The sequence below is a fragment of the Enterococcus sp. LJL98 genome (assembly GCF_054871745.1).
The window spans coordinates 42,861-58,533 of sequence record NZ_JBTXLU010000003.1; the positions used below are offsets into that span (position 1 = coordinate 42,861).

19 protein-coding genes are annotated in these 15,673 nt (G+C 31.8%); 18 read left to right on the top strand and 1 reads right to left on the bottom strand.

Annotation, left to right across the window (positions count from 1 at the left end; all coding sequences use genetic code 11):
* Positions 1-72: 72 nt before the first annotated feature.
* On the top strand, positions 73-831 hold the full coding sequence (locus tag ACYSNO_RS04430) for a DNA-methyltransferase (RefSeq protein WP_461729871.1): 759 nt from the start codon (positions 73-75) through the stop codon (positions 829-831).
* Positions 832-833: 2 nt separating this feature from the next.
* On the opposite strand, the gene ACYSNO_RS04435 is transcribed toward ACYSNO_RS04430, so the two are convergent.
* A complete protein-coding gene (locus ACYSNO_RS04435) occupies positions 834-2,123 on the bottom strand; it encodes a type II restriction enzyme (protein ID WP_461729872.1) in 1,290 nt (429 codons plus the stop codon).
* Between the two features lie 264 nt (positions 2,124-2,387).
* Between ACYSNO_RS04435 and ACYSNO_RS04440 the strand changes: the two genes are divergently transcribed.
* From ACYSNO_RS04440 to ACYSNO_RS04520, 17 genes are all read left to right on the top strand, one after another.
* Entirely contained in the window at positions 2,388-2,633 is a 246-nt protein-coding gene (locus tag ACYSNO_RS04440) for a hypothetical protein (RefSeq protein ID WP_461729873.1), read from the top strand.
* 9 nt (positions 2,634-2,642) lie between these two features.
* Positions 2,643-2,834 (top strand): transposase, encoded by a 192-nt coding sequence (locus ACYSNO_RS04445; protein WP_461729874.1) that lies wholly within the window; start codon positions 2,643-2,645, stop codon positions 2,832-2,834.
* Positions 2,835-2,999: 165 nt separating this feature from the next.
* Positions 3,000-3,356, top strand: coding sequence for a transposase family protein (locus ACYSNO_RS04450; protein ID WP_461729875.1), 357 nt, complete (start codon positions 3,000-3,002; stop codon positions 3,354-3,356).
* A 100-nt stretch (positions 3,357-3,456) separates the two neighbouring features.
* On the top strand, positions 3,457-4,563 hold the full coding sequence (locus ACYSNO_RS04455) for an ISL3 family transposase (RefSeq protein ID WP_461729888.1): 1,107 nt from the start codon (positions 3,457-3,459) through the stop codon (positions 4,561-4,563).
* Positions 4,564-4,970: 407 nt separating this feature from the next.
* Entirely contained in the window at positions 4,971-6,017 is a 1,047-nt protein-coding gene (locus ACYSNO_RS04460; RefSeq protein WP_461729876.1) for a PD-(D/E)XK nuclease family protein, read from the top strand.
* A gap of 461 nt (positions 6,018-6,478) precedes the next feature.
* A complete protein-coding gene (locus ACYSNO_RS04465) occupies positions 6,479-7,891 on the top strand; it encodes an SIR2 family protein (protein WP_461729877.1) in 1,413 nt (470 codons plus the stop codon).
* Positions 7,884-9,719, top strand: coding sequence for an ATP-binding protein (locus tag ACYSNO_RS04470; RefSeq protein WP_461729878.1), 1,836 nt, complete (start codon positions 7,884-7,886; stop codon positions 9,717-9,719). The genes ACYSNO_RS04465 and ACYSNO_RS04470 overlap by 8 nt, the downstream gene beginning before the upstream one ends.
* A gap of 235 nt (positions 9,720-9,954) precedes the next feature.
* The gene (locus tag ACYSNO_RS04475; RefSeq protein ID WP_461729879.1) at positions 9,955-10,992 is read left to right on the top strand and encodes a SpaA isopeptide-forming pilin-related protein; all 1,038 of its coding nucleotides are present in this window, start codon (positions 9,955-9,957) and stop codon (positions 10,990-10,992) included.
* Between the two features lie 18 nt (positions 10,993-11,010).
* Positions 11,011-11,607 (top strand): prealbumin-like fold domain-containing protein, encoded by a 597-nt coding sequence (locus ACYSNO_RS04480; protein WP_461729880.1) that lies wholly within the window; start codon positions 11,011-11,013, stop codon positions 11,605-11,607.
* Entirely contained in the window at positions 11,607-12,422 is an 816-nt protein-coding gene (locus ACYSNO_RS04485) for an MSCRAMM family protein (protein ID WP_461729881.1), read from the top strand. The genes ACYSNO_RS04480 and ACYSNO_RS04485 overlap by 1 nt, the downstream gene beginning before the upstream one ends.
* Positions 12,377-12,595, top strand: a complete 219-nt coding sequence (locus ACYSNO_RS04490) for a prealbumin-like fold domain-containing protein (RefSeq protein WP_461729889.1) — start codon at positions 12,377-12,379, stop codon at positions 12,593-12,595. The genes ACYSNO_RS04485 and ACYSNO_RS04490 overlap by 46 nt, the downstream gene beginning before the upstream one ends.
* Positions 12,596-12,708: 113 nt before the next feature.
* Positions 12,709-13,029, top strand: a complete 321-nt coding sequence (locus ACYSNO_RS04495; protein WP_461729882.1) for a hypothetical protein — start codon at positions 12,709-12,711, stop codon at positions 13,027-13,029.
* 15 nt (positions 13,030-13,044) lie between these two features.
* Positions 13,045-13,407, top strand: a complete 363-nt coding sequence (locus ACYSNO_RS04500; protein WP_461729883.1) for a DUF961 family protein — start codon at positions 13,045-13,047, stop codon at positions 13,405-13,407.
* Between the two features lie 429 nt (positions 13,408-13,836).
* Positions 13,837-14,391 carry an FtsK/SpoIIIE domain-containing protein gene (locus tag ACYSNO_RS04505; RefSeq protein WP_461729884.1) on the top strand — a complete coding sequence of 185 codons (555 nt, stop codon included), beginning with the start codon at positions 13,837-13,839 and terminating at the stop codon, positions 14,389-14,391.
* A 184-nt stretch (positions 14,392-14,575) separates the two neighbouring features.
* A complete protein-coding gene (locus ACYSNO_RS04510) occupies positions 14,576-14,881 on the top strand; it encodes a hypothetical protein (RefSeq protein ID WP_461729885.1) in 306 nt (101 codons plus the stop codon).
* Positions 14,882-14,968: 87 nt separating this feature from the next.
* The gene (relB, locus tag ACYSNO_RS04515; RefSeq protein ID WP_461729886.1) at positions 14,969-15,190 is read left to right on the top strand and encodes a type II toxin-antitoxin system RelB family antitoxin; all 222 of its coding nucleotides are present in this window, start codon (positions 14,969-14,971) and stop codon (positions 15,188-15,190) included.
* Complete coding sequence (locus ACYSNO_RS04520; RefSeq protein ID WP_461729887.1) at positions 15,187-15,459, top strand: type II toxin-antitoxin system RelE family toxin; 273 nt, start codon at positions 15,187-15,189, stop codon at positions 15,457-15,459. Before relB ends, ACYSNO_RS04520 begins: the two co-directional genes overlap by 4 nt.
* The last annotated feature ends 214 nt before the right edge of the window (positions 15,460-15,673 follow it).

Here is a 15,673-nt window from a genome sequence, read left to right on the forward strand (position 1 = left end):
TATTTTTTTAACTATTTACGAATATAGTCAGTAGGAGATTTCATTAATTTTATTGAAAAAGGATGATTCTAAATGACCAATATTTTCTATCAAGAAAAAAAAACCATACTAATATTAGACGATACTTTACTCTTTTTAAAAAAGATGAAAAGTGATTCAATTGATATGATTTTTGCTGATCCTCCATATTTTTTAAGTAATGGTGGTTTTTCCAATTCAGGTGGAAAAAGAGTCAGCGTAGATAAAGGTGAATGGGATAAAATTGATTCCCTAGAAAAGAAACATCGATTTAACTCTGAATGGATTAAAGAAGCGAAGAGGATTTTAAAACCAAATGGTACAATTTGGATAACAGGAACTTTTCATAATATTTATTCTGTGGGCATGGCTCTAGAAGAGCAAAAATTCAAAATTTTAAACAACATTACCTGGCAAAAGACAGATCCTGCTCCTAATTTATCTTGCCGAATGTTCACACATTCAGCAGAAAATATTATCTGGGCAAAAAAAGGAAAATATAGCCAGCACTATTTTAATTACAATTTAATGAAGAAAATCAATCACGATAAACAAATGCAAGATGTTTGGCTTGGCCCCAAAACCCCAAGAAAAGAAAAAAAATATGGAAAACACCCTACTCAAAAGCCAGAATATCTCTTAGAGAGAATTATTCTGGCTTCAACGAAAGATTCTGACTATATCCTAGACCCTTTTGTCGGTTCTGGGACTACTGGCGTTGTTGCAAAAAGATTGAATAGAAAGTTCATCGGTGTTGATTATGAAAAAAACTACTTAGAAATTGCCAAAAATAGAATTTTGTCTATTGAATAGTTTTACTCATCTACAACTGAAAAAATCCATTTTATCCACGATTCAACAGTGCTTACTCTTCGTCTTATCGTTTCTGTTCCAATATTCTTTTGACTTTCTTTAATGACTTTAAAAATATAGTCTTTATCAAATTTTTGATTATTCTTAATGACACTATCAAACGACAATTTAAAAACTTTGAATTGTAATATATCTTGGATGATATTTTTATTTCTATTATTATTATTATTCATTTTTTGAATTCTCTTGCCTGCGGGGGTCAATTCATATTCTTTCGTATCATTTTTTATAGCATATCCTAAAAATCGTAGCACATCGATATAATACCTCGATTGTCTTTGATCAAATTCATATCTCTGGGCTAACTGTTCTAAATTTGTTGATTCTTGAATAAATTCCAGAACATCTAATATTCTTGTCATGCTGTTAGCCTGTGGAAATGGAATATTTTTGGTGTTTTCTAACATCGCACTGTTATAACTAATTGATTTTACTTCTTTGATATTCAAATTTAGTGATTTATTAATAATAAAATTCACTTGTTTTATTTTTTCTATACTGTTGTATTCATCTAGACAATTAAATTTGAATATGTGGAAACTAAAAATATCGTCTGCATAAGTTAAAAAAACTGGTAGTATTTCTTTTGTTGTCACTAACTCATTATAAACTCGATAAGGATAGTAAAGTTGTCTAATATGGAAGTCTAATGGAAGTTTATTTTTTGCTTCAATAATTACTATCTTTTCAGCATTTTCATAAGAACCATCTATTTCAATTTGACTGCCTTCAACTCTAAAATCATAAAACTTATTTTTCCTTTCCTTTATCCTATAATTAATAACTCCTGATCCCATCCTGCCAGATAGTGTCAATACAGAAGAGGGTCCCTCTACACTAGTTTCCATTAGCTGATCTATCATTCCCGAAAAATGAGCAACATTTAGCATTGTACTTTCACTTGTTATAGGGAAATTATCAAAAGACCTTACAAAGTCAGGTAACACCACTGTTTTCGGCTTGATTTCTTCTGTCTTTAATTTATGATATGCATTGAACTTTCCAATTATATACGTTCCCCTCGTGTTGGGAAGTATACTTAATTTATTGTTTCTAAAAAGAAGTGGGAGATTAGCTTTATGATCGAACTTTGTCATTAAACGAGGTTCTCTAAATTCTTTAATCTGATTCGCACTTATTTCAAACACACCATTTGATTCTATTTTGCTAACTATATCGTATTTTTCGAATAGAGATTTCCAAGCAATATCTACTTTATTTTCTTTAGTCACTTCACATTTCTCCTATTTATTGATATTATTTTATCGATGGCATACTATTCAATGATATAGTTTAGCCAGTCTACTTGGCGTATCAATCAGAACTCACCGAGTAAGAATATAACTTTCCACTCCATCTATCTGCTTCATTTATTGGCTCTATACTTTCTAGTGTTGGTAGAAACTTACCAGCACTTTTTTTGCATAAAACTAAACAGACACCTTGAAATCCGTTAGAATAAAGTCGTCGAAAACCAAACTAAAGGAGTGTTCAAGATGTCCAGTACTCATTTTATCAGAGAAATCCTAGATATTCTAGACTTTAATATTCTTTTTCCTAAAAATGAGGCTACCGAAGGACTAGGTATTTATTCAAAAGAAGCCTATAAAGGGGAAGTATGTCATGTTTTCAATGGTGTCTTTTCTTATCATCCACATGCTTGTTTAAAATGCGGTGAACACACACGGTTATTAGATATCTTGGAAGAGCGACGAAAAGTAAGGCTTGAATCTTATTTTTAACGATATTCATTGAACGATCGAAACCAAGTAAAAATCGTTGTGACTGACTTTTATGCTCCTTATATTTCTTTAACAAAAGAGCTTTTTCCTGAAGCGAAAGTATTATTTCATATTGTTCAACTCATTGGAAAGTCTTTTCAAAATCATCGAATTGCGATTATGAAACGATTTTCTCAGTCTAACAAGCGTCGTAAATACTAAAAAAAATATTTGAAATTGCTTCAAAAGAAAAACAACAAAATGAAAGAACGGGTGCGTTTAAAAGATTATTGAATCAATTGTAAAGGGCGGTAGTAAATTGGTTCTTTCCCAACTTTGGTGCAATCTCGTTGTATAATAAAAGAAAAACGAAGGGATTGAAATGACATGGATTTTACTTGTTTGTTGGAGTTTGAAGGATTAGATATTAATGAAATGGAGAAAAAAGAAGCATCTTATGAAGTTCATTGTACTTTAAACAATAAAGAAGCCAGATGTCCTAGTTGTCAAAAAAATTCAACAACAATCCGCTCTTACTATTCTCGTAAAATTCAAGATCTTCCAATGAATGGAAAAGAAGTCTATTTAATTATTCGATGTCGCAAATTTCAATGTAAAAACAATCAATGTGATAAAAAAGTTTTTGCTCAAGAAGTAAATTTTACGCATTCACATTCAACAAAAACAATCCGGTTGGAGAATTTTGTTTTAGAAACGGCTATTCATACAAGTTTAATCGAATAAACCATCATTTTAAATAAAATAGGAATCAAAACGAGTAAAAGTTCAATTTCCGAGTTTCTAAAAAAAAGCAATGAAAGAGTTAAGACAGACCTAAGGTTCAATTGTTTGTTTAGATGACTTTTCGCTAAGAAAACGTCATACTTATGGTAGTATTTTGATTGATTATCAATCAAAAAAAGTCATGGATTTACTCCCGTCACGTTCACAAAAACATGTTTCAGACTGGCTCGCTATTTTTCCTAATATTACTTTTGTCATTCGTGATGGATCAACTGCTTTTCGGAACGCCATTTCTACAGCCTGCCCGGATGCCATTCAAATTTCAGATCGATTTCATCTCTTAAAATCATTAACAGACCATGGAATCGCAGCAATTCACTCTCTCATTCCAGATAAAATAAAAATGTCTTCCTTTGATAGTAGACCTTCCACCTCTTACATCCAACCGATTAAACAGTATTCAGATAGTCAGTTAAGGAAACAAAAAATGATTACTCTGGTGAAAGAAAAACGAGAAATCGGGTGGAATTTCACACAAATTGCTCGTTATTTTCATCTAGATCCACGAACAGTCAAACGATACTGTGAGAATCCATTATCGAACTTAGTGAGTTCTATAAAGAAAGAACGCTATACCAGACTTGATGAGTTTCATGAATTATTCTTTCAATTAGCTAAGAAGTTCCAGACACTACAACCACTTTATGACTCACTCGTCCTTGCAGGGTATGATCGAACATTTGATACTTTTCGAAAAACATATCGACAAGTACTGAAGAAACAACAAATAACTGGAAAAACGGAAATGAAGGTTCATAAACGTTCAATAAAAGTGCTCCTATTCAAAAACAAGTTAGACTGGGACTCATTATCATTTGTTAGTCTCAGAGTACTAAAAGAAAATACGAAACTTTTATCGATTATTGAGTTGGTTATTTCTTTTCGGAAAATCTTAAACGATACAAGTTTGATGGCTCTTGACGATTGGATTCATTGTGTTCGAAAAAATGGAAATAAAGAATTGAATGCCTTCGTCAACGGCCTTGAAAGAGATAAAGATGCCGTACAAAATACTATTATCTTTCCTGAACTATCAAATGGATTAGCTGAAGGTAAGATTAATAAGTTGAAAACAATCAAAAGAATCATGTTTGGTCGTTGTCATTTTCAAACACTCAAATTAAAAATGATTCTTTCTGACTGCTAACACCAAAGTCAGGAAAGAACCAATTTTAAACCGCCCTTGACATGTTCGCCAATTGATTGAAAATTCTTTTTTAATATGATTAATAGATTTATCGTGATTATTTCGTAAATTTCTGATAGTATCAATATCGGTCATTGTAAGCATTGCCTTTCTTACCTCCAGTTAAAGTGTCGTAACTATAATTTAGAGGAAATTCAGGTTACCTACAATGATTTTTTTATTGCAGAGTTGTGTATTTTTGGGTTGCAACACTATGCACTTTTATTTTGCATTAAACAGTAGTGAATAACTGGCCACAAAGACGTGAAGATTACTCTTGAAATTTACTCTCACGTTATACCTGAAGAAAAAGAAAAAACTGCTGCAAAATTTGCTAATTTTGTAGGTTTTTAAAAAGGAGGAAAATAATGAATAATATTTTCAAGTTTGCTACAAGTGAGCTATCACAAGATGCTTTACTATGCTATTGGTTTAATTTTGCAACAAAGAAGCATTTTGACGAGTGTATTCCGGAAAGAACGAGTGCTCAAGAATTACTTGCTACAATCATATCTAAATGGACAAAAATACCGATTGATTATTCGACAATCAAAGTAAATAAAATTACGAGGCAGTTTAAGCATATCGATGTCCTTTTACAAGTTAATGATAAATATTTAATTCTGATTGAAGATAAAATGTACACTAACGAACATACTGATCAGATTTCTAGATATATAGAAGAACTAGAGAAATATGGTGATTACATGGGAGATAAAGTTATTATTCCAGTATATTTTAAGATGATAGACCAAACAAATGCCGATAAAGACATATATTGTTTAATCAATCGTGAAATAGTTTTATCTATATTAAAGAAATATACATTCAACAATTATACTCTACTTCAAATGTTTAGCCAGAATCTATTAAATATAGATGATGCAACAAATAATTTTTCTAATTATCCCATTTCAGAATGGAATTACAATCATTACTATGGTTTTTTCTCTTCATTACATAAGGACGAAAAATATATTATTAATATTCAATATATTCCTAACAAAAATGGAGGCTTCAATGGAAATTGGTTCAATTCAAAACCAATAAACATAAAGGGAACACATGAAATTTATCTCATGTTATCAGGTCCTGAAATGAATGAAAAGGACCTCATTTTATCATATCGAATATCATACTATCCCCTAATGAATATTGATGAAGAAACAGAAGAAAATCTATTTAAGCAAATAGAAATAATAAGAAAACAAATCTGTGATAAACTCAAAGGTTTTGATAGGAAAGGTTGTCCTAGAAAAATACCTGCACGACATAAGAAAGTAACTGATATAAAATCAGATAGAACAATCACATTAGCTAAAACTCAAATTAAAATAGATGATATTCTTAGATTAAAAAATCTAATTAAAGAAAATAATGAGTTTTTAGATAAAATCGTAGCTAGCTTTGAATAAATGCACAGACCTCACCTAATAATAGACAAAAAAAGCTAGAAACCCTATACATCAAGGTTTCTGGCTACTATTAAAAGGTTACCCCACAGACCCTTCCAGCAAAAGGTTAGCTTTTTCCAGAGCTTCTGATAAGCTCTAATCGTTGATATGACAGCATTCTAGTTTTTCAAAGAATGCTACGAAATTCTGATAATTTTTATTAATTGTAGTTAGTTTTGATTTAGTTTCAAACTGTTTTAATTAGAAGAATATGGATATTTTGGATTTTTTTAGTAAGAAAATTGCGAGCTGGAAAGAATACTAAAAATATGATGCAGACTAATTTATATTATGAGTCTGTTTTTCTATCCATCAAATATAGGCAACCAGATAAACTATTCTTTATCTATCAATATGTTATTGTATGTTATCTGAATCTATTGGATAATGTATATATACATTAACTGATGGAGGGATAGCATATGAATCAAAAAATAAATGAGCTGTTATCAACTGTTCTTATGGAGAAAAATATTTCATTTTTGATAGGAGCCGGTGCTTCGTCACCCTTTTTCTCATCATTAGGTAATTTAGAGAACATCTTAACAAATGAGAATATTAATGAAGATGGGAAAAGGTTAATCAAAGCACTATTTTACGATGCTTCTATTGCTAATAATATATATTTAGTGGAACACTTGCAAGATCAAGTAATCAGTAATGATGAGAATAAAGAGATGATGCTTTCAATCTTAATAGAATATAAAAGATTCATTCACAATATTCTTGAATATATGAAAGTTCGGAATAGCCGTGTTTCACCTAAACGGACCAATATCATAACTACAAACTATGATCTTTTTATAGAAGCAGCAATTGATGATATTTTAGAAGATAATCCTAGAGTTCATTTTAATGATGGAACTAATGGATATACAAAAAAGATTCTACAAACTGATAATTTTAATAAGACTTTATTATACTCCGGCGTATTTGATAACTATTCAAATGAGATGCCAACGATAAATTTGATAAAATGTCACGGCTCAGTTAACTGGCAAACCTACTATTCTAATGATAACAAAAAGAGAATTCAAGTTAGCTCTTCAATTAGTATTATACAAGAATTAAATTCATTAATTGATTCCTTGTTCGATGACATAGAAGCATTCACATCTGGTTCAGAAGATTTAAAAAACTGGTTACCAACTATCGATGACTTATTTGAATTGATAAATGAAGAGAATTCTGAAAATATAAAAGAAGATATTAATTTGATAGGTAATCATTTTTCTGAAGAATTAAGTGAGATAGTCAACAAACTTGAAAAAATACAGATTGTTTATCCTACTAAAAAGAAGTTTGAATCAACATTAGTAAATGAATATTATTTTAACTTGCTACGTTTATTAAGTTACGAACTAGAAAAGGAACAGTCTACGTTAATTGTTTTTGGGTTTTCTTTCTATGATGAACACATTACAGAAATAGTTCAAAGATCACTAAACAATCCAAATTTGTTAGTTATTATCTTATGCTTTTGTGATAAAAGTAAAAATGAAATTATTTCAAATTTCAACTTCACTTCAAATACTATTCCTAATAATATCAAATTTGTCACTCCAAGTGATTTTATTATTAAAACAGTAGATATCGAAACTTATAAAGAAGAAACTGAGGATGAAGACTTATTGGCAAGTAATATTATATACGATAAAGAAGAAGTCACTATATATAGCAAAGAAGTTTCTTTTATTAAAAATAATTCAATAAATAAAATTGCCACTTTAGATTTCAACTCTCTTAATCGCTTACTTGAAACTGATATAACCAACACTTTCAACGAGAAACATTTTTCTAATTTAACAGATGGAGGAGATGATCTTTTTGAGTGATTTAGAGATTGGAATAGTTGTTGAAGCCAATGGATTCACAAATAAAATTGCTACTTATGATAATACTAATCATTCGAGCTTTATAAATAACGGTGAGATAGTAAAAAACATAAGTGTAAATAGTTTTATTATAATAGAACAAGGTTTTGTTAGAATAGTAGCTAGAATCAACTCTGAAACAATATGGGATATTGCAAATACAAGCAAACATAGTATGAATTTTGATAATAGATTTTCTAAACATTCAATAAAAAGAATTTTAGAGGTTCAAGTTGTGGGCTATATTAAAAATAATATTTTTCACAGTGGCTCTTCCTACCTGCCAATGATAGGTAATTCTTGTATCATACCTAACGATAATGACATAAATTTGATTTATATTAACAATTATTCTGAAAATGAACGACACCTTGTTTCAATCGGAAAGAGCCTTATTGAACAAAATACTATAAATCTTCCAGTTAATTTATTTTTTGCTTCTCACATAGGAATTTTTGGGAATACAGGTAGTGGAAAATCTAATACACTCCATAAATTGTACTACGAACTGTTTCGTTTAGGGAACCTACCAAAAATGAAAAGTAATAGTAAATTTTTGATCTTAGATTTTAATGATGAATATACCCAACCTTTTTCATTTGGAATTCTAAATGATAAGGTAAATAAGATAACTCATATTTTGGATTCTTCAAAGTCCAATGATAGTCAAAAATTTCCAATTCAAAAAAGTAATTTTTTAAATGAAGAAATTTTATCAATTCTATTTCAAGCAACACAGCAAACGCAAAAACCATTTTTAAGTAGAATCATTAAGAGCATTAATAAATATGGGACAGGAAGTGAATCGTTAGCTCGCTGGATTGTCTATCAACTAATGACCATATTAAATGGTGAGCCAAATAAAGATGTTTTTAATAGGTTAATAAACTTATTAGAAGAGTCTTTCCCTGGCATTGCATGTCATATTGAAATATTAAAAAGAGTTCAGGTGAATTCTACAAATGGTTATTTCTACTTAGAAAGTCCTCAACTATATTTTAATGGGACAATTGATTCTCATCATGTAGAAAGTCTTAAAATTTCTGATGTGAAAGCTTACATTGAATCTTTGGAATTTGATTTGATAGATGAATTTGAAATTAGATGTAAACTTCAACTGGTTTCTGAATTAATGTATGGAAGTATAATCCCCGAACATATTGAACCACTTATAAAAAGAATAGAGACACGAATTGGGAATATTAAAAACTATATAAAGCTTGTAGATGAACTACCTTTTCAACCATTTTTACAAATTGTTTCATTAAAATCGTTGAATCAAGAGGCAAAAAAAATAGTATCATTGCTTATCACTAAAATGTACTTTGACAAACACAAAAGAGATAATGTTATCAATGATAAAAGTTTTCATTTAATTGTAGATGAAGCACATAATATTCTTTCTAGTCAATCAGTGAGGGAACAAGAAGGTTGGAAAGACTACCGATTAGAACTTTTTGAAGAGATAATAAAAGAAGGTAGAAAATTTTCATTCTTTCTAACAATTTCTAGTCAACGTCCAGCAGATATATCTCCTACCATTCTTTCTCAAGTTCATAACTTCTTTCTCCATAAGCTTGTAAATGAAAAAGATTTACAGATAATTGACAATTCTATCTCCACATTGGATAGAATTTCAAAATCTATGTTACCAATACTTTCTCAAGGCGTATGTATAATCTCTGGAACAGCAATAACTATGCCAATCACTGTATCTATTGATTTTATTTCAGATATTTCACTTCGCCCAAAAAGTGATACTGTCCAACTTACAGATATTTGGGAATAATAAAAATATCACTGACGTTCATAAATCTGAACGTCTTTTTTTGTTCAAATAATTCATTATGAAAATACCCGCTTATGACCTTTATTGTCATTCAAGTACACCAGTGACACATAATGAAGGAAATTACCTCAAAATAATTATCTTAAAGGAGTTGAACAAAAAAACTTGTCCCACCAATCAGAAGTCCCTCTCCTAATCTAAAAAAACAAAAATAACTCAAAGAGGAAAAGAAACAATGACAACTAAATATAAAAAACACAAACTAGCCAGCTATCTCGCATTGATAGTAATCATGGCTAGTTTTTTTGTTACTCCTATCACTGCTCTTACTGCTACCATCAACTACACAAGAATTTCTGATTACGTTTCTACTTGGTATTTATCGAACCTTGCTGATCTTCATTGGACAGATGATGGTGTTCACATGATTAAAGCAGAGAGTGAGCCTGCCTTTTGTATTGAACATGGTACCATTTTAAACGGTGGTTCAGGTTTTGATCCATCAGAACTTACAATTGCTGAAAAAGACCGCTTGTCTCTGATTGCCTATTATGGTTATAAAACGAATCCTACAAGTGAAAACTATCGGATTACTCAGAATATAATTTGGGAATCATTTGGCGATCAACTACTATCTACCACCCTTCCTAACTACCAAAATCGAAAAAATGAAATTCTAGCAAAAGTTAACGCCCACAATACCAAACCTTCATTCAATAATCAGACGATTACATTAAATGTTGGCGATACAATCACACTTAATGATACAAACGGTGTTTTAAGTAACTATGAAAATCTTGCTAGTAATTCTGCTAATCTTCAACTAAATAAATCTGGAAACCAATTGAAGTTAACCGCAACCAGTTCATCAAAAGAAACAGGAAAATTACAGTACAATATCGCAAATGCGAATGATGTTGGTACAAGTTTTGTTTTCAACAAACCCAATGAACAAAAAGTAGCTACTTTCAAATTATCTAATGCCGGTTCCTTTCAGCTAAATATCAAAGTCAATTTAAACGGTAATGTCAAATTGAAAAAAGTAGATGAGGATACCCGACAGCCTGTACCCAATACAAAAATGAAATTTGAGTTTAACGGACAATCCAAAGAAATTGTCACTGATACGAATGGTTTAGCTCAAATGGATGACTTAAAAGCTGGCACAAAAATAAAAATCACCGAAGTAACTGCCAACAATGGCTTTGTAAATAAAGGCGAATCTAAAGAAATTACGATTGAACCCAATAAAACAATTGAAGTGGTGTTTTGAAATAAAGCCCAACAAGGATTGCTTCACCTAAAGAAAACAGGACAAAAAGCTTCTAGTATTACAGCAAAAGATTCAGACTACGGAAAGCTCCATGAAATCACTTTTGATTATGTTCCTCTGGCGGATGTAACTTTCACCATCAAAGCTCGTGAAGACATTAAAGTAGGCAATTATGTTCATGCAAAAAAAGGAGGTGTAGTTGCCACTGTTCAAACAGATAACAATGGTGAACTAATGAATATGCCAAAACTTTATCTCGGAAAATATGAAGCCATAGAAACAGCTGCACCTGCTGGTTACTTGATGAATACAACGCCTCTCCCTTTTGAATTCACCTATGAAGGACAAAATGTTGAACTTGTATCTCAATCTATTGAAGCAAAAAACGATTTCCAAAAACTAAAGATCACTCTCCATAAAAACGAAGAACAGATTCAGAAGTGGATAGAAAATAAACCCATTGTAGAAGAAATCAAAGCCAACGACAAAATATTCGATCTATTCACTAATCAAGAATTTACAATGACAGATAAAACAGTGCTGCCTGCTGATTCTCTACTAGGATTTGGCACAGTAAAAGATGGTAAAAGCTTACGTTCCCTACGCAACAATTAATGGAAGGAAACTATTATGTTCAAGAATTAGATGCTGGTGAAAATCATGATATTGATACTAGCCATCATAAATTTGAGTTTACAGCAACTGACCACGAATCCGAAAAAGTAATTGATATTTATGCTGCTAAAGAAAACTCAGAGGATGAACCTGTACCACTTCTAAATAAGCTTCACTTCAACCAATTCTCACTAAAAAAAGTAAATGAAAAAGCCACTTTAAAAGAAATAAATGGCTATGATTTTGCTTTTACAAGGAATGGAAAAGACACTATTTTCACTTTAGAAAATGAGGAAAAAGAAGTGATTCAAACAGTCACTGTCGATGAACAATCTCTGGCTACCTTTACCAATATCCTTGTGGGAACATTCTATTTGAAAGAAAAACAATCAGCTTCTGAACAGTATGTTCTATCTCCTGAGACCTATCAAATCGTCTCTACTCTAAAAGGAATTCAAGCCTATGACAGTAAAGGAACTTTACTTAGTGAAATCCTTAATGAAGAGAAGCAAGAAGAAAATACACACAAGCTACTAACGAATGAAACTTCCCCAACTGAGGAACCACAAACCGATCAAGAGCCACTTCTACTGCTGGAGATTAAAAATCATTTAGTCAAAGGGATTGCTGAACTAACCAAAACGGACGTGTCCAATGGAAAAGAGCTGCCAGATACAGGTGTTCGTATTCTTGATAAAGATAAAAAATCATCATTGAAGGAAAGACGGATCATCAAGGTCGTTTTAGTTTTGAAAACTTACCACGAGGAATTTACTATTTCCAAGAATATGAAGCCCCTACTGGCTATCAAATAGACGAAACGCCGATTAAGTTTGAAATTCAAGAAGATGGTGAGGTTGTCAAATGTAACATGACAAATAAAATGATTCCAAGTAAAAAAGAAACTTCTGTAACAGGAGGCTTGCCACAAACTGGTGAAGTTGTTTCTTTTGCAGGAATTATTTTAGGGAGCTTATTGTTAGCTTGAATTGCTGGCTATTACCTTTACAACAAAAAGAAAAAGCATCACAACGATAATTATAAAAAACGGAGGCAGTTCAATGTCTCTTTTTTATTATAAAAAAGAAAGAAGGAAAAAAGATGTCCAATCGTGTCACAAGCATTGTCTTAAAGGACAATCAATTAGGAAGTAAAATCAAAGCAACCGTTAAAGAAGAACGAGAAATTTATGTAGAGGGAAAAAGAATCCCTTGTCGCATTTTTACAGCCTTCTCTGCTCTTCATCCTGACTTTGAAATCATCGTTCCAAATTTACGAAACTCCCTACGTTTTGAAGGTCGTAAAGAAGTCGAGCTGCGTGAAGTTACACTTGTTCCTAGTGCCAAACGAAATAATATTGGAACAGTTAGTCGCTCACTTGAATTACAAATTTTCGCTAAACAACTGCTGACACTGAACTAGAAAAGGAGAAAAATGATGAGTTTAAAATTTGAAGATAACATTGTGAAAGATTTTGATACACGTAGAACATTTGGAAAATTATTCTATTTGAATAGCCAAAAAATTTATGAATCAGATACAGAAGGTAACCGAACAGATTTTGTTCGTGAACAACGCATTACTGTCTATTCCGAAGCTAAAAATGACCAACTTGATATTACTGTTCCAGAAAGTGTTGATACTACAGCGTTCTCTTATGATGATGAAGTAGAGCTTACAGGAGAAGTCACTGCACTTGCTTGGCTTTCTTCTTATACTGGCTGTAATGATTCCATTCAGTCAGAACAAGCCTTCAAAATCCGAGCAGAATCACTAAAAAAGTACACCCAGTTATTGTAAAACAAGCTAAAGGAGAGCAACATTCTAAAAACTAATTGAATGGAGTTAACTACGAATACATTCTTTCATTACCGTGGACGTAGAATTCGCCCTCTGCATCTATCTATTTATCGGACCTACCTTCTACTAGCTTGGTTTCCTTTTCTATTATTTGCTGGTTACTACAGCTACCTTTTTATCTATCCGCTAATACAGATAATGCAACAAAGACAAATAATTTATTGGATTGCCCTCTTAGTTCCCATTGGAGGGCTTTTTTTAATACTCTTCTTGCCTTTGTTTCTTCTGTTCATGGTTCGCAGATTTTCCTTTTTAAAAGGTGGATTCTTCTATCGAGTCTACCAATGACAAATGTTAGCTCGTCTCTTGAAAAGCAATGGATTGTATAAGAAGAAGGAACGGAGATTTAAAGAACAGGCTACTGAAAAAATGGTTTTTCCAAAAGTTTATTACCGTAATACCAAGGAAATTCTTTATTTGACAGTTCCCACTGATGGAATGAAATGGCACGATCGCTTTCAAAAAATTGCAAAGACCTTTGAAGAAATGTACATTGCTGACTTCATTGAGGAACAAAAGGAAATGGGCTTCACCACCTATTTATTAATGATTGATGTCATCAGTAAGCGGATTGGCATTGAAGATTATTTAGTAACAAATGGGCAAGTCCAACTCATGGATGGTCTTGTGTGGGATTATGCCGAAGTTCCTCACATGTTAGTAACAGGAGGCACAGGGGGTGGCAAGCCCTACTTTCTTCTCACCTTAATTCATGCGCTCATTCAGGTTGAAACAGTTGATGTATGTGATCCAAAAGAAGCAGATTTAAAGGATTTAGAAAGTCTGCATTTATTTAAAAATCATGTATTTTACGGAACCAGTTGGATTACTAAATGTTTAAAGAACGCTGTAGAAGAAATGAATCGACGGTATGTTTACATGAAGGCTCTCCCTAACTATACAACTGGGGAAAACTTTTCATAATTATGGTATTCCTCCCTACTTTATTATCATTGACGAATGGGCAGCTTTTTTTGGCACCTTAACCTATAAGGAACAGGATGAAATTCTGCGTTATGTAAAAGAACTCGTTCTAAAAGTACGACAAGCAGCTGTTTTTCTCATCTTAGCAACCCAACGTCCTGATGCAGATAACTTTGGTGGCGGTGTGCGTGATAATCTTTTATTTCGGGTGAGTTTAGGAAAATTATCAGAACAAGGCTATTATATGACGTTTGGATCAGATCAAAAGGGAAAGGCATTTATCAATAAACGTGCCAAAGGAAGAGGCTACTGTAATGATGGTTCTGGTATTCCAAGAGGATTCTATGCTCCATTTGTATCAAAAAATTACGATTTCTTTCAAGAATTTTCTAAGATAGAGACTATGAACGTATTAGATACAAGAGAAGGTGATCACACCCCAGAAGAAATTCGTGAAGCTCATGATTCCTTTAGTGTAGATAAATTATAAATATAAGAAAAAGCAAGTACTAGACAAACGTACACATTTGTAATACAATTAATTTGTATTACAAACGTATACAAGGAGGTGTAAGAGATGAGTACCATTACTTTTCGAGTATCAGAAGAAGAAAAAGCATTTATGTTAGCGATGGCTGATTTAAATGGGGTGACAATCTCTGAACTGGCAAGAACAAAATTACTAGCTTCTTTAGAAGATCAAATTGATTTAGACATTTATAAAAAAGCGATGGAAGCCCATCATACTCTAGATGAAAGCATTTCTCATGAAGAGATGAAAAGAGAACTCGGTTTATGACCCAACATTATCTTGTCCGATATGAAAAAGGAGCACAAAAAGCATTAAAAAAGATGGATAAATTTCAAGCATCCATGATTCTTTCATGGATAGAAAAAAATCTTGTCCATACAGAAAATCCCAGACAACATGGAAAAGGACTAGTTGCAAACAGAAGTGGTGAATGGCGCTATCGTGTTGGAGATTACCGGATTATTGCAGATATTAATGATGAAATTGTCACTATTTTAATTGTTGAAATTGGACATCGAAATACAATTTATCGTTAGACAGATAGAGTTTAAGATCAAACAGATACCTAAAAGGGCTCTATACTTTCTAGTGTTGGTAGAAACTTACCAGCACTTTTTTTGTGTATATAACTAAACAGACACCTTGAAATCCATTAGAATAAAGTCGTCGAAAACCATACTAAAGGAGTGTTCAAGATGTCCAGTACTCATTTTATCAGAGAAATCCTAGATATTCTAGACTTTAATATTA